Annotated in this window: 18 protein-coding genes; 11 read left to right on the top strand and 7 right to left on the bottom strand. The window is 63.0% G+C overall.

Translation table 11 applies throughout. From position 1 onward, the window contains the following. Positions 1 to 595: 595 nt before the first annotated feature. Complete coding sequence (locus P3T23_RS23030; RefSeq protein ID WP_429318440.1) at positions 596 to 820, top strand: hypothetical protein; 225 nt, start codon at positions 596 to 598, stop codon at positions 818 to 820. Positions 821 to 912: 92 nt separating this feature from the next. Here P3T23_RS23030 and P3T23_RS23025 read toward each other — a convergent pair whose 3' ends face one another. Genes P3T23_RS23025 through P3T23_RS23015 form a run of 3 tightly spaced genes read right to left on the bottom strand, consistent with a single transcriptional unit; the run spans position 913 to position 3,115 of the window. Continuing rightward, on the bottom strand, positions 913 to 1,431 hold the full coding sequence (locus tag P3T23_RS23025; protein ID WP_429318439.1) for a hypothetical protein: 519 nt from the start codon (positions 1,429 to 1,431) through the stop codon (positions 913 to 915). After that, positions 1,431 to 2,324, bottom strand: coding sequence for an SDR family oxidoreductase (locus tag P3T23_RS23020; protein ID WP_429318438.1), 894 nt, complete (start codon positions 2,322 to 2,324; stop codon positions 1,431 to 1,433). Before P3T23_RS23020 ends, P3T23_RS23025 begins: the two co-directional genes overlap by 1 nt. 47 nt (positions 2,325 to 2,371) lie before the next feature. Beyond that, positions 2,372 to 3,115, bottom strand: coding sequence for an SDR family oxidoreductase (locus P3T23_RS23015; protein ID WP_429318437.1), 744 nt, complete (start codon positions 3,113 to 3,115; stop codon positions 2,372 to 2,374). 138 nt (positions 3,116 to 3,253) lie between these two features. On the opposite strand from P3T23_RS23015, the gene P3T23_RS23010 reads away from it, so the two are divergent. Beyond that, positions 3,254 to 4,144, top strand: coding sequence for a LysR family transcriptional regulator (locus P3T23_RS23010; protein WP_429318436.1), 891 nt, complete (start codon positions 3,254 to 3,256; stop codon positions 4,142 to 4,144). 337 nt (positions 4,145 to 4,481) lie between these two features. On the opposite strand, the gene P3T23_RS23005 is transcribed toward P3T23_RS23010, so the two are convergent. After that, a complete protein-coding gene (locus P3T23_RS23005; RefSeq protein WP_429318435.1) occupies positions 4,482 to 5,336 on the bottom strand; it encodes a phytanoyl-CoA dioxygenase family protein in 855 nt (284 codons plus the stop codon). 286 nt (positions 5,337 to 5,622) lie between these two features. Here P3T23_RS23005 and P3T23_RS23000 point away from each other — a divergent pair, with 286 nt between their 5' ends. Genes P3T23_RS23000 through P3T23_RS22985 form a run of 4 tightly spaced genes read left to right on the top strand, consistent with a single transcriptional unit; the run spans position 5,623 to position 9,254 of the window. Next, a complete protein-coding gene (locus tag P3T23_RS23000) occupies positions 5,623 to 6,711 on the top strand; it encodes a fatty acid desaturase (RefSeq protein ID WP_429318434.1) in 1,089 nt (362 codons plus the stop codon). Positions 6,712 to 6,757: 46 nt separating this feature from the next. After that, complete coding sequence (locus tag P3T23_RS22995) at positions 6,758 to 7,102, top strand: non-heme iron oxygenase ferredoxin subunit (RefSeq protein WP_429318433.1); 345 nt, start codon at positions 6,758 to 6,760, stop codon at positions 7,100 to 7,102. Further along, a complete protein-coding gene (locus tag P3T23_RS22990) occupies positions 7,099 to 8,346 on the top strand; it encodes an NAD(P)/FAD-dependent oxidoreductase (RefSeq protein ID WP_429318432.1) in 1,248 nt (415 codons plus the stop codon). The genes P3T23_RS22995 and P3T23_RS22990 overlap by 4 nt, the downstream gene beginning before the upstream one ends. After that, positions 8,343 to 9,254 carry a sugar phosphate isomerase/epimerase family protein gene (locus tag P3T23_RS22985; protein WP_429318431.1) on the top strand — a complete coding sequence of 304 codons (912 nt, stop codon included), beginning with the start codon at positions 8,343 to 8,345 and terminating at the stop codon, positions 9,252 to 9,254. Before P3T23_RS22990 ends, P3T23_RS22985 begins: the two co-directional genes overlap by 4 nt. Here P3T23_RS22985 and P3T23_RS22980 read toward each other — a convergent pair. Continuing rightward, positions 9,214 to 10,251 carry a LacI family DNA-binding transcriptional regulator gene (locus P3T23_RS22980; protein ID WP_429318430.1) on the bottom strand — a complete coding sequence of 346 codons (1,038 nt, stop codon included), beginning with the start codon at positions 10,249 to 10,251 and terminating at the stop codon, positions 9,214 to 9,216. The two genes, P3T23_RS22985 and P3T23_RS22980, sit on opposite strands and share 41 nt — an antisense overlap. A gap of 187 nt (positions 10,252 to 10,438) precedes the next feature. Between P3T23_RS22980 and P3T23_RS22975 the strand changes: the two genes are divergently transcribed. The 5 genes from P3T23_RS22975 (at position 10,439) to P3T23_RS22955 (ending at position 16,336) form a co-directional block, all read left to right on the top strand. Continuing rightward, positions 10,439 to 11,458, top strand: coding sequence for a sugar ABC transporter substrate-binding protein (locus P3T23_RS22975; RefSeq protein ID WP_429318429.1), 1,020 nt, complete (start codon positions 10,439 to 10,441; stop codon positions 11,456 to 11,458). A 9-nt stretch (positions 11,459 to 11,467) separates the two neighbouring features. Beyond that, a complete protein-coding gene (locus P3T23_RS22970) occupies positions 11,468 to 12,448 on the top strand; it encodes an ABC transporter permease (RefSeq protein WP_429318428.1) in 981 nt (326 codons plus the stop codon). Beyond that, positions 12,445 to 13,245: an ATP-binding cassette domain-containing protein gene (locus P3T23_RS22965; RefSeq protein WP_429318427.1), complete on the top strand. Its 801-nt coding sequence runs from the start codon at positions 12,445 to 12,447 to the stop codon at positions 13,243 to 13,245. The genes P3T23_RS22970 and P3T23_RS22965 overlap by 4 nt, the downstream gene beginning before the upstream one ends. A 25-nt stretch (positions 13,246 to 13,270) precedes the next feature. After that, the gene (locus tag P3T23_RS22960; RefSeq protein ID WP_429318426.1) at positions 13,271 to 14,071 is read left to right on the top strand and encodes an SDR family oxidoreductase; all 801 of its coding nucleotides are present in this window, start codon (positions 13,271 to 13,273) and stop codon (positions 14,069 to 14,071) included. 285 nt (positions 14,072 to 14,356) lie between these two features. Continuing rightward, positions 14,357 to 16,336: a sigma-54-dependent Fis family transcriptional regulator gene (locus P3T23_RS22955; protein WP_429318425.1), complete on the top strand. Its 1,980-nt coding sequence runs from the start codon at positions 14,357 to 14,359 to the stop codon at positions 16,334 to 16,336. 116 nt (positions 16,337 to 16,452) lie between these two features. Here the strand turns inward: P3T23_RS22955 and P3T23_RS22950 are convergent, their stop codons facing one another. Together P3T23_RS22950 and frc are read right to left on the bottom strand one after the other, a co-directional pair. After that, positions 16,453 to 16,884 carry a PAS domain-containing protein gene (locus P3T23_RS22950; RefSeq protein WP_429318617.1) on the bottom strand — a complete coding sequence of 144 codons (432 nt, stop codon included), beginning with the start codon at positions 16,882 to 16,884 and terminating at the stop codon, positions 16,453 to 16,455. Between the two features lie 120 nt (positions 16,885 to 17,004). Continuing rightward, positions 17,005 to 18,122 (bottom strand): formyl-CoA transferase (gene frc / locus P3T23_RS22945; protein ID WP_429318424.1); only part of this gene is annotated, 1,118 nt, incomplete at its 5' end.

Raw genomic sequence — 18,122 nt, 5'->3', positions numbered from 1 at the left:
CGCACCATTTCACTTTGAAATCATATATTTATGATTTCTACCGACGCCCCTTTGGATCCCCGTCTGGACGATCTGCCGCCCCATATCCTGGATGTGCGGTACGCCGCAACCGGTGCCGAAGTTCGCCATACCAGGGAAATCCCCATCGTTGCGATTGACCGGGAATGCTCGCCGACGCGCATCGTTCCGGTGAGTACCAGTCGCCGTACCACCCAGGGATTGCGCGAAGCGCGGGCTGTGGTCTGACTCCGGGCCGGCGGCGGCGCGGGCGGGCGGGAATCCCGCATCTGACGGGAAGCGGCGTGACAGTTCATCATCGATGCCGAGGGTCCGAGGAGGCGCCAGAAATAACAAAGTTTGACAGTTTCGCTATTTACGAGATGGTATTGTCGATCACGACGGCGCGCGCTGGTGCTGCCATCAGCGCAACGCATCGCGTCAAGGTCGCACCTTCGGCAAGCGACACGCAATAGCGGTTGCTCTGACAGAAGCAACAGCGTCGCCGTTGGGAAATGCCAATAGAGTCTGCAACCGCAGTGCTCTTCGATGTTCGTGAAGCAGTTCGCATTTACGCTCAACATATACGGTGATTGTCATGGGAATTCTGGATACGGTAGGTGAGATCGCAGGTGCGGTTGCGGCAGTCGAAGGAACGAAGAAGGTCGATCCAGATGCTTCGCTCCTGACGGAAGGCCTTGCAGCGGTTGCCGGATTTAAAGTCGCTGGTGCGCTCGAATCGCTGGTAGAAAAGAAAGACGAAGAAAAGAAAGAAGAAGAAAGCGGCGCGCAAGATACGGACAATGCCGCGCCGCAAGCCTGACTTTTAATCGCCCCTGGGCTGGTCGCCTGGCAAGCGACTGGCCTGAGGTCGCTTCATCGAAAACGCCCCCTTTTTCCCCCCCGCTTTGCCGCTCAATGAACCGCCGCGGTCGCCGCGAATATCGTCGCGTAGTACGCGCGGCCCTGCTGCAAATGCGAACCGAACGCAAAGCCGCGGGCGAGCATGTCGTCCATGTCTGCGCGGGCGATCTTCATCACATAGCTGTGTTCCGTCGTGACCAACCGGCAGGCTCCGCCACCTTCCGATGCGCTGAACCATTTGCCCGCGTCGGCATGACCGGCCGGGAATGCGCGGCCATCGCGCTCGACCTGCCAGCGGCCGTCCAGAAGAATCCAGAAGTCGTCTGCCCCGCCACACTCCGCGATCACCGTGTCTGGTTGCGCTTCCCATTCGCGCGAGTGGTCGATGGTCCAGCGTAACTGCTGCGTGTCGAGACCCGTGAAGAACGGTGTCTTTCTGAGCAGATATAAATACGTCGTCGATGCTTTCATGGTGTTGCCCTCCTCTCCTGCACGGGTCGACTGGCCGCACGCGGCGGCCAGCCACAGCCAGGCAAGCAGGACGCCGCAAACGATGCGCCTCGCGTCCATCACGCTCTCACGTTCGCTTCGAGCAGATCGCCCATCCCGATCCGCTTCGCGAACTCGATCCGCACGCGCTCCGAGACTTCGAGTACTTCCTTCGCGCCATCGCCGACGAAGTCGATCACCGAGCGCATCGGGCGCATGCCTTTTTGCAGTCCGACGATGCGCACCACTTCGTCCGCCACCGCTTTCGGATCCGCGTCGGGCGGAGTCAGCGCCGTCAGACGCGCGCCGAGCTGGTCCATTACCCCGTCGTAGCGCGAATAGGCTTCGGCCGTCGCTGTATCGGCGGGCTTGCCGGCGCTCGGGAAGTGGTCGGTGCCGCTCGTGAAGGCGCCCGGCACGACAATCGAGGTCTCTACGCCAAAGCGCGCCAGTTCGTACGACAACGTCACGGCCAGCGAATCCATCGCCGCCTTGGCCGCACCGTACGGGCCCATGAACGGAGGGAAACCGCCTTTGGTCGTCGTGCTGCTGATCCACAGCACGAGGCCCGACTCCTGCTGGCGCATGTAGGGCAGCACCGCGCGGTTCACGCGTTGCGCACCGAACAGGTTGGTGTCGAACACCTTCATCATCTCTTCAGGCGTGAACGCCTCGGACGGACCGACAACAAGGTGTCCCGCGTTCTGCATCACGACGTCGATGCGGCCTTGCTCACGCACGATCGTCGCAGCGGCCGCGTCCGCGGACGCCTGCGAGAGCACATCGAGTTCAAGCGGGTACAACTGGATGTCCTTTTGCGCAGCGAGTGCGCGGAGGTCGTCGGCGCGTGCCTTGTTGCGGCCATCGACATCGCGCATCGTCGCGTAGACGATGTGCCCCGCTTCGGCCAGCGCCTGCGCGCTCAACTTGCCGATGCCCGTACCCGCGCCCGTCACCAGGATGACTGATTTCATGTTGGTTCTCCGATTTATTGAGGTTGGCTTGATCGAGTGTTTCGGCTTCAGGCCACGCCGCCATTCGCACGCAGGATCTGGCCATTGACCCAGCCCGCGTCAGCGCCGACGAGGAACGACACCACCGATGCGATGTCTGCCGGCTGGCCCAGACGCTGCAGCGGGGGCATCTTCGCGAACGTCTGGATCTGCTCTTCGGTCTTGCCGTCGAGGAAGAGTGAAGTCGCAATCGGCCCCGGCGCGACAGCGTTCACGGTGATATTGCGGCCACGCAATTCCTTCGCGAAGACGTGCGTGAATGCTTCGACGGCTGCCTTGGTCGCGTTGTAGACCGCGTAGCCGGGCATGTTCAGCGCGAGCGTCGTGCTCGAAAAATTCACGATGCGCCCGCCGTCGTTCATCCGTGCGGCTGCTTCGCGCAGCGTGTTGAAGGTGCCACGGACGTTGATGTCGAAGGTCTGGTCGTACAGCGCATCCGACGTGTCGGCGAGCGGCACCGTCTTGAGCACCCCGGCGTTGTTCACCAGCACGTCGACCTTGCCGAGTTGCTGTTCGGTGGCCTCGAACATGGCGCGCACTTCGTCGGCGTTCGCGACGTCGGCCTTCACGGCAATCGCCTTCGCGCCTTGCGCCGTGAGTTCGGCGACGAGCGCATCGGCTTCCTTCGAGCTCGACGCGTAGTTGATGGCCACCGCGAAACCATCGCTGGCAAGACGCTGCGCAACCGCTGCGCCGATGCCGCGCGATGCGCCGGTGACGATGGCTACCTGGCTGTTCTTGTTCGTGTTCATGATTCGCTCCGTTTCAGTGGGTGATTCAGGTGGTGAGTGGGTGAAACGAATAGTGGATCATTCGAACCAAAAGATAATTGGCATCAAACTGTTATCATCGTTCCATTCACTTTAACAATTCGTCCACACGAGCGTCCCATGGACCGTTTCCAGGAAATGCAGGTTTTCATCCGCATCGCCGAGCGCAGCAGCTTCACGCGAGCCGCCGACGACCTGCAGATCCCACGCGCCACCGTCACCAACCTGCTCAAACGCATGGAGGAACGGCTCGGCACGCGGCTCCTCGAGCGCACGACGCGCACCGTGCGCCTCACCCACGACGGCGAGGCGTTCTATCGCCGCTGCGTGCGGCTCGTGGCCGACATGGAAGAAGCCGAAGGCGCATTTCGCAACGTGGCGCCCAAGGGATTGCTACGCGTGAACGTGCAGGGAACGCTTGCGAAACACTTTGTCGTGCCGGCGCTGCCGGACTTCCTCACGCAGTTTCCGGACATCGAACTGCATATCGGCGAGGATGACCGGCTGGTCGATCTGGTGCGCGAGGGGATCGATTGCGTGCTGCGGGCGGGGACGCTGCAGGATTCGTCGATGGTCGGGCGGCGCGTCGCGTCGATGGAACAGGTCACCGTGGCGAGCCCCGCCTATCTCGCGCAGTTCGGCGAGCCGGCCACACTGGAGGCGCTAGAACGACATCGCGCGGTCAACTACATCGCGAGCGGCTCGGGACGCACCTTGCCGCTGGAATTTACCGTCGATGGTCAAGTGATCGAGATGCAGCTTCCCTCTGTCGTCTCGGTCACAGGGGCGGACCTGTACACGGGCGCCGCCGTGGCAGGCCTCGGAATGGTTCAGGTGCCGCGCTACCGGGTATCCGGCGAGCTATCCGCCGGGAAACTGAAGATTGTGCTCCGCGACTTCCCGCCGCCGCCGATGCCGGTATCGGTGCTGTATCCGCAGAACCGTCAGCTTTCCTCGCGCGTCAGGGTGTTCGCGCAGTGGCTGCGCGATATTTTCGAGGCGGCGGGATGACGCGTCGTATGACGATCGGGTGGTGCAAGGCATCTTCGGGTCACCTCGGAACAGAGGACCGCAAGGATGGCGAGGTCGGCACGAACCTCCTTATCGCCTCGGCAAAATAGTCGCCGAACCGGCTCCCGCCGATAGCAACCTGCACCGCCAGCACTCAAAAAAGAACGGTTGAGCCGATCGAGCAGTCCATTGAGATCGTCCAGCATTCATGCTGGACGGGCCGACGCCTAAAGTGTCCTTCCGTGCAGAACGCTGCTGCCGGAGGTGAACCGGTGATGGCGGCGAAGCCATTGGCAAACACACGCGATGCCCGAACTCTGCGCGAATCATCCAGAGATCACCGCATCGCGTTTTTCCTGCCTTCGGCATTCGTCGCTACGGCAATCTCGTCGAGATTCTGCGGATACGGATAGTCCAGCCCAAGCAGCTGCCGCATCGTCGGGCTCGCTCCGTTCACGAACGCTTCGCCCACCATCGCGCGCAGATCTTCCATCGGCTTCACGAACTTCGGCAGGTACTGGATCAGCACCGCACTGCGATCCTGGGCGCTGTGATTGGGCATCGCGCAATGCCAGGTTGCGCCGAAAAACACGATGGCGTCGCCCGGATCCGCCTCCATACGCTCGCACCGTTCGAAGAACCGGTCGGCCTCGCCCGGATAGCGCAGTTCGTGCTGCGTGTGCGGCACAAAAGCTGTTGCGCCGGTCTGTACCGTGAAGGGATCCAGCGGGATCGTCACCTGGGCGTTAAGCGGAAACGATGTGTTGATGCCAGCCGGAAAGGTGTCCGGCTGGTGGTAGTCCCAATACGGATAGTCGATATGCGGCTCCTGCCCGGGACCATCCGGCAGAATCCGGTTGGCCGCAATCGACCCCATGATGAAGCCGGAGCCAAGAAAAAGCCGCATTGCCTCGACAATGAGCGGCTCTTCGGCCATTTCGGAAAACACGCTGCCCTTCGCGAGCAGATTCCACACGCGCCGCTGCAGATGCAGGCGCTGCTCGGCAGCCGCCTCTCCCTGGAAATGCGTCACGGTCTGCGCGTGATCCTCCGAATGCGCCATCACCGTGCGCCGCGCGTCGGCAATCTGGCTTTCACTAAAGAGCCCGCGAATGCGGATGGCGCCAGGGCCACGCATCAAGGCTTCGACGATGACTCTCGGTGTGACCGAACCGGCTTCGACACTGTTCACGCCTGTCTCCCTGGGTGTACGCGAACTGCTGTCGCGTTCCCATCAAGCATAGAAGAGGAGCCGGCATTAATGCAAGATTAATTGCACGGGCTTTTTTGTATGGAATTTATTTTCCATTTCGGACGCCTCGCCTGGCGCGGACGGCCGCGTGGTTTGATGGAAATCCATCATTATTTGACGTGAAGATGCGGTTCCCATCATCTACCTTTGTCCCAACGACAGGCCCGCCGGCAACACCTTGCTGACGGGAAGTTCGCAAACACCCCCTATAGGCAGGAGACACCCCATGTCCTCGACTTCCCGCGTCGACGGCGGCGCGACCACGCAGAGCGCCAGCGACCAGGCCTTTGGCGACGGTATCGGCCAGCAGTGGTATCAGCCAGCCATCCCGCGCACCGTGCTCAAGGAGTTGATGAAGCGCAGCGATGCCGAGGGGTGGCGCAACTTTGGCCTCTGGCTGGCCTTGCTGCTCGCCTCCGGCGGGGTGGCGGCGATGACATGGGGAACGTGGTGGGCCGTTCCGGCGTTCTTTGTCTACGGTACGATCTACTCGTCGAGCGACGCGCGCTGGCACGAACTCGCGCACGGCACCCCATTCAAGAGCCGCTGGGCGAACGAGGCCTTCTATCACCTGTCGTCGTTCATGACGATTCGCGAGGGCTACTGGTGGCGCTGGAGCCACGCGCGGCATCACACGCATACCTACTTTCAGGAACGCGATCCGGAGATTCAGGTCGCGCGACCGACGAAGGTCTGGCCCATCGTCGCCGACTTCTTCGGCCTTGTGGGCTGCTCGCTGGAGATCGCCAAGATCGTGCGCCACGCGTTCGGCCGGGTCGATGCATCCACCGACGCATTTCTGCCCGCCACCGAAAAGCCCAAAATGATCTGGTCGTGCCGCATCTATCTGGCGGTGATCGTTGTCACGATCGGTCTGGCGATTGCGATGCGCAGTTTCCTGCCGCTGATGTTCATCTGGGCGCCACGCTTTTACGGCGGCTGGCTGCATCAGTTGCTGGGTCTCACCCAGCACGCCGGGCTCGCGGTCAACGTGAAGGACCACCGGCTGAACACCCGCACGGTCCATATCAACCCGGTGTTCCGCTTTCTGTACCTCAACATGAACTACCACCTCGAACATCATCTGCTGCCGATGGTGCCGTTCCATGCGCTGCCGCGTCTGCACGAAGCCATCAAGCATCAGCTGCCGCCTGCGTATCCCAGCCTCTACGCGGCTTATCGCGAGATGCTGCCCGCCCTCTGGACGCAGCGCTCCGACCCGCACCACGTGATCGAACGGACACTGCCGGTTAAAGACACCACGGGCACGACCGACACCCCACGCGGCGCATTCACTGCGCAATCGAACGTCTGAAGCCTGCCCGCAAACTGCCAAACGACTGCCAGCCAGGGAGCCTCCCATGAGCATCGAAACGAACAATGTGAAGTGGGTCGCGGCCTGCGCGACCGGCGACATCGACGAAGAAGACGTGATCCGCTTCGATCATGCGGGCGCAAGCTACGCGGTGTACCGGATCGCCGAAGGGTACTTCGCATCGGATGGCTGGTGCACGCACGAGCAGGCCCATCTCGCCGATGGCTTCGTGGTGAACCGCGAAATCGAGTGCCCGCTGCACCAGGGACGCTTCGATATCCCGAGCGGCAAGCCGAAGAGTCCGCCGGTCTGCGTGCATCTGAAAACGTACCCGGTGCGCGTTGAAGGCGGCAAGGTGCTGCTCGGCGTACCGGCGCAGGACCCGTCATGAAAAGCCTTCCCGCGATGGTGATTGTCGGCGCCGGCCAGAGCGGCGCGCGCGCTGCCCACGCGTTGCGCGACAACGGCTGGGATGGCGGCATCACGCTGCTCGGCAATGAAGCGGTAGCGCCCTATGACCGCCCGCCGCTTTCCAAGGCGGTGCTGCTTGGGCAAAAGACCACGGCGCAATGCGCGCTGTACGACGAGGCGTTCTATCGCGAGCAGCGCATCGATCTGCGCGTCGACGCACCGGTTCAGCATATCGACCGCGCAGCGCGCCAGGTGGTGCTGCAGAACGATCACCGGGTGGACTATCACCGTCTGCTGATCGCGACGGGCGCCGCACCGCGCCGGCTGACCGTGCCGGGTGCGACGCTCGGCGGTGTGCATTGTCTGCGCACCGTTGCGGATGCAGGCCAGATTGCCGGCGAACTGTCGCCCGGGCGGCGGATCGCGATTATCGGTGCAGGATTTATCGGACTGGAGATCGCGGCCACCGCCATTGCACGCGGTTGCGAGGTCGTGGTGATCGAAGCAGCAGCGCGCGCGTTGATGCGTGCCGTGCCCGAGGTTGTTGCGGCGTATCTCGTCGAACGTCATCGACAGATGGGTGTCGACATACGCTTTGCCATGCAGGTCGACCGGATCCTCGGCGAGCGCCGTGTGAGCGGCGTCAGGCTCGCGGACGGCACCGATATCGCATGCGATTGCGTCATCGCCGGGATCGGCGTGAAGCCGCGCACGGAACTCGCGGAAGTAGCCGGCATCGACGTCGCCGATGGCATCGCCGTGGACGACACACTGCGCACCAACGACCCGCACATCTTCGCGGCAGGCGATGTCTGCTCGTTTCCACATCGGCTGTTTCGCCGGCGCATGCGCCTCGAATGCTGGAAGAATGCCGAGGACCAGGCGCGCATCGTCGCGCGCAACATGCTCGACCGCGGCGAGACGTATTCGGAAGTGCCGTGGTTCTGGTCCAATCAGTACGACATGACGATCCAGATCGCAGGCATGCCCGCGTTCGGCGTCACCACGGCAGTACGCGAAACCGGCGCGGCGTCGAAGATTTTCTTCGCGCTCGATCGCGACGGCGTGCTGGTCGGCGCAAGCGGTGTCGGCAACGTGGGCGACATTGCCCGCGACGTGCGCGTGGCGCAGGCGCTGATCGCACGACGTGCGTGCATCGAACCGGCGCTGCTCGCGGATCGCAACGCCAAGCTCAAGCCGCTGCTGGCCGCGGAGGCGATATGACACAACACCTCGATATCTATCAGTCGCTATGGGCCATGGAGCGTCGCCACACCGATGGCTACGAGCGCCCGCTCGAAGAAAACATCGAGTTGATCGCGCAGGCAGGCTTTAACGGCGTGAGCGGCAGCTACAGATCACGCGATGAAGCGCGCCGCCTGAGCCGCCTGCTCGCGGCAAACGGCATGCAAATCGAAGTGCAGGCCTTTCCGCGTACGGTCGACGAGTTGCAACCGGTGCTCGAACTTGCAACCGTCTTCGGCGCGCATCACATCGATCTGCAACCGGACGTACGGCCGCGACGCATCGACGACTGCCTGAAATTGATCGACGGCTGGACGCGGCTCGCGGAACAGGTGGATTTTCCGGTGTACATCGAAACGCATCGGGACCGCATGACGACTGATCTGTATTTCACGCTGGATCTGCTCGATGCACGCCCCGATATGAAGCTGCTCGGCGATATCTCGCACTACCTGGTGGGACGCGAGTTCGCGTGGCCCGTGTCCGACGAAAACCACGCCGCGATGCACTGCATCCTCGATCACTCATGGGCGTTTCACGGGCGAGTCGCGAGCCGCGAACAGGTGCAGATCGAAATCTCGTTCGAGCCGCACAAGATGTGGGTGGACCTGTTTTTCGACTGGTGGCGTTACGGCTTCGAGTCATGGCGGCGCCGCGCCGGCCCCGACGATTCGCTCACCTTCACGTGCGAGCTGGGCCCGAAGCCGTACGCGATCAGCGGCCGCGATGGCAACGACACGACGGACCGCTGGGCGGAATCGCTATTGATGCGCGACCGGATCCGTGCGCTCTGGAACGACGTGAGCGGTATCGAAAAAGGTAATGCGGAAACAGTTGAGCGCGCAGCTAGTCGAGAGGCGGAAGATTTTCGCGCAGCAGCACCGTGACCGGAATCTGCTGAGGCAACGCAACCCCTGGATCGCGATGATAGTGCCGCAGGATGATTTCGATGGAACGCATCGCTTCGCCGGTCGGATTCTGGTCGAGCACGGCGTCGAGTGTGCCTTCGATCAGCAGACGCCGTGAAGTCTCGTTGAGTTCGTGACCGATGAATACCGTCGAGCGAACCCGGTTGAGCGAGAGAAGCGCAGCAGCGACGCCCTCATCGCCCACTGAAATGTTGTAGATCCCGCGCAGGTCGGGATAGCGCCGGAAGGCGTCGCGAGTGAGGCGCTCGGTCATCACCGACTGCTCGCGGCTCTCGACGGTCTCCACGATGTCGCAGTTCGGAAAACGGCGCCGCAGTACGGAGCGAAAGCCGCTTTCGCGTTCTTCATGGCCGAGGAAATCATGCATGCCCGTCATCACGAGCACCTTCCCTCCCGCATCGCCGAGAAAGCGTCCCATCAGCTCCCCCGCCACCCGTCCGGCGCAGCGGTTGTCGATGCCCACGTAAGCGAGCCGCCCCGTTCCCGGAAGATCGCTGGCGAGCGTGACGACCGGCATCGTGCGGCTGACCTGCCGCAATGCGTGCGTAATGTCGGGATGCTCGTACGCGACGATGATGAGTGCATCGGCCTTGCGGGTTGCCCGCTCGATGGTCTCGACCACCCGCGCCGGTTCGAGGCTCTCGAAGTAAGTGACCGCGCAGATCACCCGCTGCCCCTCGAACGTCTTTTGCGCCACGTCGAAACCCTGCTTGAGCGACACGTAGTACGGCGCAACCGGCTGCTGCAGAAGGATCGCGATGCGCAGCCACCGCACCGAGACCGACTCGAGCGCGCGATCGATCTTCAGCTTGCGCGCCCACTCCAGCACGCTCATTTCTTTCTCACGCGACACACCGCCACGGCCGTTGAGTACACGGTCGACGGTCGCCTCGCTGACGCCAGCGGCCTTCGCAATATCGGTCATGCTCGTCTTGCGGCGGGTGGTGTTGGGCATGAGCCTGACGGTTGAGAAATCGACGATGACACGATGATCGCATCACGGCACCGGCCCATCAAGCCGGGGCTGTGCTGTGCCACCGCCGTATGTCCCCGGCCAGCCAATGGGACAGCAACAGCCCGAACGACGTCACGCACCTGCATCGCGGATGCTGCCGCGCCCGAGGCACACAAGGAGACAGGAGATGAAGGAGAGCACCACCCCAGTCCGTGCGCGGCCGCTGGCTGCAAGACTCGCGATCACGGCATGCATCGCGTGTTCGATTTTCACGGCGAGCGCGGCGCAAAGCGCCGAGCCGCTCAACATCGTCATGCTGACTCATGGCGCGGCGACCAATGCGTTCTGGCAGGCGGTCAAGAAAGGCTTCGACGATGCCTGCGCGCGCGTTCAGGCACATTGCCAGATGGTCTTCACGCAGACCGATGGTTCGATCGAGCAGCAGAGTGCGAACTTCCAGGCGGCGCTCGCGCGCAAGCCCGATGCGATCCTGACCACGATCGTCGATGACAAGGCGCTGACGCCGATGATCAACGACGCCCGCTCGAAGAACGTGATGGTGATTGCCTATAACGTCGATCAGAGCACCGGTGCGGCGGGCGCGGCGAAACGTCAGGCGTTCATCGGCCAGAACTTCGTGCCCGCCGGGCGCAGCCTCGCCCATCAACTGACCGGCCAGTTTCCGAAGGACGGCCCGATTCGCGTGCTCGTAGGTGTCAGCGCGCCGGGCCAAAACTGGGCCGAACAACGAGCGAAGGGCGTGATGGAAGGTCTCGACGACTGGAAGCGCGCGAATCCCACCCGCAAGATCGTGATCGACCGGATCGACTCGGGCACCGATCTCTCGGTGACGGGCGAACGCGTGGGCGCCTACCTCACCGCACATCCGGACACGACCGCGTACTTCGACATGGGCTTCTTCCACGCTGCGGTAGCACGCACGTTGATGGACCGCGGCGTTCCGCCCGGCAAGGTCCTGCTCGCCGGATTCGACATCGTGCCGCAGGTGCTGCAGATGATGAAGGCCGGCTACATCCAGGCCGAGGTCGACCAGCAGCCATACACTCAGGGCTTCATGCCGGTGATGCAGGTCTATCTCGCGAAGTCGTTCGGCCTTGCGCCCGCCGATATCAACACCGGCGATTCGCTCGTGATGCCCGCGCAGGCCGACCTCGTGATGGGTCTGTCGCAACGCGGCCTGCGCTAGGAGAACCTGATGAAGAAGCTGCTCAAGATCTATCTTCAGAAGCCTGAACTCGCGGGCATCGTATTGCTGGCGTTGCTGATCGGTTTATTTCAGGTGCGCTCGCAGATGGTGTTCCTGAGCGCCGAAAACGTCCGCGGCGTTCTTGGCGTCCTGCCTGAAGTGGGCCTCGTCGCGATCGGCGTCACTTTGCTGATGATCTGCGGCGAGTTCGATCTGTCGGTGGGATCGGTGTTCGCGCTCACGCCGATGTCGGTGACGCTGCTGGTCAACGCCGGTCTGTCGTTCTGGCCGGCGTTCCTGATCGGGCTTTTGGTCGCCGCCGCAATCGGCTTCGCCAACGGGCTGATCACGCTGGTGTTCAACATACCGAGCTTCATCACGACGCTTGGCATGCTGTTCATCGTACGGTCGCTTACCGTCGTGCTGTCCGGGGGCTTTCCGCCGAACCTGCCGCTCGAGCAGATGCCCGCGCATCTGTTCGTGAGCTTCATCGGACCGGACGGCCTCTTTCGCGCGTCGTTCCTGTGGTTCATCGGTATCGGTGCGGCAGCGGCGTGTCTTTTGTCCGCCACCAATCTCGGCAACTGGATGAAGGCGACCGGAGGCTTTCTCGAAGCATCGGTCGCGAGCGGCGTTCCAGCGCGCCGCGTGAAGCTGTTTTCGTTCGTGCTGTGCGCCGTGCTCGCGGGCTTCGCCGGCATGATCCAGGTGCTGCGGCTCGGCGCCGCGCTACCTTCAATCGGCGACGGGCTCGAACTGCAGGCCGTGGCCGCCGCGGTGATAGGCGGGACAGCGCTCTCGGGCGGCATCGGCAACGTGCTCGGCGCGGTGGTCGGAGCGCTGCTGATTCGGGTGATCGACAACGGCCTCGTGCTGACCCAGGTCGACGCCAACTGGTTCAAGTTCGCCGTCGGCAGCCTGACCATCTTCGCGGTGGTCGCCAATGCATGGATGCGCCGCACGGCGCGACATCTGAAGGTGCAGCTATGAATACGATCTCTTCGCATCCCACCGGGCTGCTTCCTTACGCGGACAAACACGTCGGCGCGGGCCTCGCGTCGGCGCCGTTGATGGCCGTGCGTAATCTGCACAAGTGGTACTCGGGCGTACACGCGTTGAAGGGCGTCAGTCTGGAATTCCGGCGCGGCGAGGTCGTCGGCCTGCTTGGCGACAACGGCGCGGGCAAGTCGACGCTCATCAAGATCCTGTCGGGCGTTCACCGGCCGGATGAAGGCGAGATCCTGTTTCAGGGTCAGCCGGTGCGCATCCGCTCGCCGAAGGCGGCGATGCAGCTCGGCATCGAAACCATCCATCAACACAACTCGCTGGTGCCCAACCTGTCGATTGCGCGCAATCTGTTCATCGGCCGGGAGCCGCTGCATTTTTCGCTGTTCGGAATCGGCCCGATGAATCGCGCGCGCATGCGCAGCGAAGCGGTCAAGGCCATCGCCGATGTCGACCTGCATCTGCGGTCCGCCGAAGCACTGCTCGGCGAACTGTCCGGCGGACAACGCCAGGGCGTGGCGATTGCGCGTGCGATGCACTTCAAGTCGAAGCTGCTGATCCTCGACGAGCCGACCAATCACCTGTCCGTGAAGGAAACCGGCAAGGTGATCGGCTTCGTGCGCGGTCTGTCGGAACAAGGCATCACCGGCGTGTTCATCAGCCACAACCTGCAGCATGTCTTTCACTCCTGCGACCGGATCGTCGCGATGGCGCGCGGCGAAGTGGTACTCGACCGGCCTGTTGCACAGACCTCCATAGAGGAAGTGACCGATCTGCTTTAGCCAATTCTTGATGGAGGAACAGCTGATGGGACAGTTCGATGGAAAAATAGCGGTTGTCACTGGCGGAACCCAGGGACTGGGTGCGGCGATCGCCGCACTGTTCGTCGAGCGCGGCGCAAGCGGCGTGATCATCTGCGGACGCTCGAAGGAAAAAGGCGAAGCGAAGGCGCGTGAACTGCGCGGCGCCGACGTGCGCTTCGTGCAGGCGGACCTGTCGCGCGTCGAAGATTGCCGCGCAGTCATCGCGGCAGCCGACCGGCATTTCGGGCGGATCGATGTGCTCGTCAACGCGGCCGCGATGACCGATCGCGGCACGATTCTCGATACCAGCCCCGAACGCTTCGACCGCATCTTCGCGACCAACGTGCGCGCGCCGTTCTTTCTGATGCAGGACGCGGTCGCTGTGATGCGGCGCGAGAAGACGGAGGGCACGATCGTCAATATCTGCTCGATGTCGGCGCTGGCGGGCCAGCCTTTCATCGCGGCCTATTGCGCATCGAAGGGCGCACTGGCCACGCTCACGCAGAACACGGCCTATGCGCTGCTGCGAAACCGGATCCGCGTGAACGGTTTGAATCTCGGCTGGATGTCGAGCGATGGCGAGGACCGGATACAGCGGACCTATCACGGCGCATCGGACGACTGGCTCGGAGAGGCCAGTGCCGCGCAGCCGTTCGGCAGGTTGATCGATCCGGCGGAAGCGGCGCGTGCCGTGGCTTTCCTGGCGAGCGACGAGTCCGGCTTGATGACAGGGTCGATGGTGAACTTCGATCAATCGGTTTGGGGCGGATTCGACGACCCGCCGCATCCCGCGCAGGCGCTATAAGCGCTCGCCCTTCTCTCCAGCCGCACGAAACACGCGGAGCCCCCCTAGCATCCGCAAGGCTGTCTGCGTCAAAGTTGACCGAGATCAACTGGGGCGCCGCGAGGCAGGTCACCATACGCAGGGTGCCCGTCCCAATATTGCACATTGTTCTGCTCCAGATTGACACAGGCACAACACGGAGACACCTGCTCCATCCCGCAACGTACCCATGTGGCGCAGGACTTGCTTACTGATTTGTCACACGGTGACGGCGATACGACCGGACCGAACTGGCAGGAGGAGACAATGCGCGATGACATCTGTCACGCCGCGACCCGATTCGCGCCGCGAGAGACCACCTGGCTTACGCCTTCCATACAGCAATCGCACCAGCGCTCGGAAACGTTCGGACTGAGCGCATCGATGCGGCCGGACTACGACGTCCTGTCCGCAGCGGATCTGGCGCTGAAGCTCGAACAGAGCCGCATCCTGTGCGCGCACGCGACGCCGGTCATGGAAACGCTCCACGAGCAGATCGTCAACACGCAAAGCATGATCGTGCTGACGGACGCCGACGGACTGATTCTGCACTCCGTCGGCGACGACGATTTCCTGCGGCGCGCCGAGAAAGTCGCCCTGCGTCCCGGTGCGAACTGGGCAGAGGACAGGCAGGGGACGAATGCGATCGGCACCGCTATCGCCGAACGCAGTGCCACGGTGGTTCACGGTGACCAGCACTACCTCGCGGCGAACCGCTTCCTGACCTGTTCCAGCGTTCCGATCCTCGACCCCTACGGCGATCTGATCGGCGTTCTCGATGTCACGGGCGACCATCGCAGCTACCATCAGCACACGATGGCGCTCGCGAAAATGTCCGTGCAGATGATCGAAAATCATCTGTTCACCAATACGTTTCGCGAGACGTTGCGGATTGCCTTTCATGGCCGCCCCGAGTTTCTCGGCACCTTGATGGAAGGCATCGTCGCGTTCACGGGCGACGGCCGGTTTCTGTCCGCTAACCGCAGCGCCCAGTTCCAGTTGGGGCTTCCACTCAGCGGGCTGCGCGCGCACACGCTGTGTTCGCTGTTCGGCGTCTCCGGCACGCAACTGATCGAGCGGCTCGGTGCGAGTCAGGGGCAGCCGCTCTCACTCGGCCTGCACAACGGCACGGTGGTCTGCGCCAACGTCGAATTCAAACGGCCGGCGCTGACTGGTGGCAACCTGGCGTCCTCCGCGCGCGGCGCCGTGCAGACCGCGAGCCGTCAAGCGGTGCAGCAGACACCCGTGCGCCCTGCTCCGCTATCGCGTCTGGCTTGTCTGGACACCGGCGATCCGCAGGTCGCCGCCGTCATCGCGAAGGTGCGCAAGGTCATCGGCAAGGACATTCCGATCCTGATCACCGGCGAGACGGGCACCGGCAAGGAGCTGCTCGCCCAGGCGATTCACAACGATTCGCCTCGACAGGCCGGGCCATTCGTCGCAGTGAACTGCGCATCGATTCCCGAATCGCTGATCGAATCCGAACTGTTCGGCTACGAGGAAGGCGCGTTCACCGGCGCGCGGCGCAAGGGCGCGGTCGGCAAACTGCTGCAGGCCAATGGCGGCACGCTCTTTCTCGACGAGATCGGCGACATGCCTTATCCGTTGCAGGTGCGGCTGTTGCGCGTGCTGCAGGAGCGCCTCGTCAATCCGCTCGGCTCGACGAAGGCGATTCCGGTCGATATCGCCCTCGTTTGCGCGACCCACCGCGATCTGCGCAAGATGATCGAAGAAAGCAGGTTTCGCGAGGATCTGTACTACCGTCTCAACGGGCTTGTCGTCAAACTGCCGCCGCTGCGCGGACGAACCGATCTCGCCAGCGTGGTCGAGAAAATGCTGCAATGCGAGTCGCCGCAGGGCGCCAAAGGGCACTTGAGCGTCGCGCCGGAAGTCATGACGCTGTTCGAGCAATGCGCATGGCCCGGCAATTTCCGGCAGCTAGGCAATCTGCTGCGTACAGCAGCGGCACTGGTCGATGCGGACGGCGTCATCCGGCACGAACATCTGCCGGACGATTTCTTCGACGATCTCCGGACCGCGCCAGCCATGACCGCGAATATCGCTGAGCCGACCGTCCCGCAGGGCGTCCGGCTACAGGACGTCGCAGCCTCGGCCATTGCGGCGGCACTCGCGCACCATGGCGGCAACGTGTCCGCTGCGGCGCGTGCGCTAGGCATCTCGCGCAATACGATCTACCGGAAGTGGCCATCGGCCGCCACGGCAGGCGAAGGCAAGCCGGTTGCCTGAAGGCGCGTTCCTTTCACGCTTTCACGCATTCACGATTTCTCCCATGATAAAAAGGCCCGGCCGCCGCTACGGGTGTGCGACAGGCGGCCGCCAGGCAAGGGGTCGTCAGCTACCCATCAGGCGCTGACTTGCGCTTCCAGTTCGGCGAGACGTTTGCGCAGGTTCCGGTCCTCCTGGAAACGGGCCGTCTCGTCGCGGATAACCGCGACGATTCCCGTTAGCTCTTGCTCAGGCGAATGAAGCAACGCGACGGTGAAGGCGATCGACAACGAACGTCCGTCCTTATGTATCGCCGGCACGCGCAACACGTCCGTGCCGTAGCGCGTTTCACCGGAGGCCATCGTTTTCTGATATCCATCCCAGTGACGCCCGCGCAGCCGCTCCGGAATGATCAGGTCGAGCGATTTACCGAGCGCCTCCTCCTCGGTGAAGCCGAACATCCGCGTGGCTGCGGCATTCCACAGCGTAATGCTGCCGTCCTTGTCCGAGATAATGACCGCATCGCCGATCACGGCGACCAGCTGTTGGTAGTCGATGGCTGCTTGCATGACAGGGCCCGAGGTGGGAAAGCTTTCGTTCACATAAGAACAGCGCCCGTGTGGGGCGCTGTTCGGGCAGGCATCCGCAGATGCCGCGCAGAGATCGGACGTTGCTACCAGCTTGCGCCGTCAGACCACTTTCGATTCGCGCATGTTCAGGATCTGATCCCTGGTGTAGCCGAGACTCGCCAGCACTTCCTCCGTGTGTTCCCCGAGCAAGGGCGACGCGGTAATTTCAGGCTTCAGATCCGAGAACTTGATCGGGCTCCCCACCGTGAGATAGGCCCCGCGTTCCTTGTGCGGAACTTCGGCGATCGTGCCGCTCGCGCGCAGCGACGGATCGTTCGCGAGTTCCTTCATCGACAGAACCGGCGAGCACGGAATATCGAACTTGCGCAGAATATCCACTGCTTCGAACTTGGTCTTGTCGGCAAGCCACGCCTCGATCGTCTCGAAGATCTCGAAGATGTGCGGTTGGCGCGCCTCCGCCGTCTTGTAGGCGGGGTCGTCGATCCACTCGGGCTTGCCGAGCGCACGGCAGATCGGCTCCCACGCGTGACCCTGCACGGTGAAGTAGATATACGCGTTCGGATCCGTTTCCCATCCCTTGCACTTGAGCACCCAGCCCGGCTGGCCGCCGCCGCCGGCGTTGCCGCCACGCGGCACCACGTCGCTGAACGTGCCATGCGGATACTGCGGATATTCCTCGAGGTAGCCCACCCGGTCCAGACGCTGCTGGTCGCGCAGCTTGACGCGGCAGAGATTCAGCACGCTGTCCTGCATCGACACGGCGACCTTCTGGCCCTTGCCGGTTTTGTCCCGGCCGATCAGCGCCGTCAGAATGCCGATGGCCAGATGCATGCCCGTGTTGCTGTCACCGAGCGCGGCGGCGCTGACGGTCGGCGGGCCGTCCCAGAAGCCGGTGGTCGATGCCGCGCCGCCCGCGCATTGCGCAACGTTCTCGTAGACCTTCAGATCGTCATAGTGGTGGCCGTCGCTGAAGCCTTTTACCGACGCGACGATCATCTTCGGATTCAGTTCTTTCAGACGCTCCCACGAAAAGCCCATCCGGTCGAGTGCACCGGGGCCGAAGTTCTCCACCAGCACGTCCGATTCCCTGATCAGCTTTTCGAGCACTTCCTTGCCTTCCGCCTTCTTGGTGTCGAGCGTCAACGAACGCTTGTTGCTGTTGAGCATCGTGAAGTAGAGCGCGTCGACGCCCGGGATGTCGCGCAACTGGCTGCGCG

Source organism: Paraburkholderia sp. GAS448 (assembly GCF_050435685.1).
Lineage (GTDB): Bacteria > Pseudomonadota > Gammaproteobacteria > Burkholderiales > Burkholderiaceae > Paraburkholderia.
This window is presented reverse-complemented; position numbering and strand designations above follow the sequence as displayed.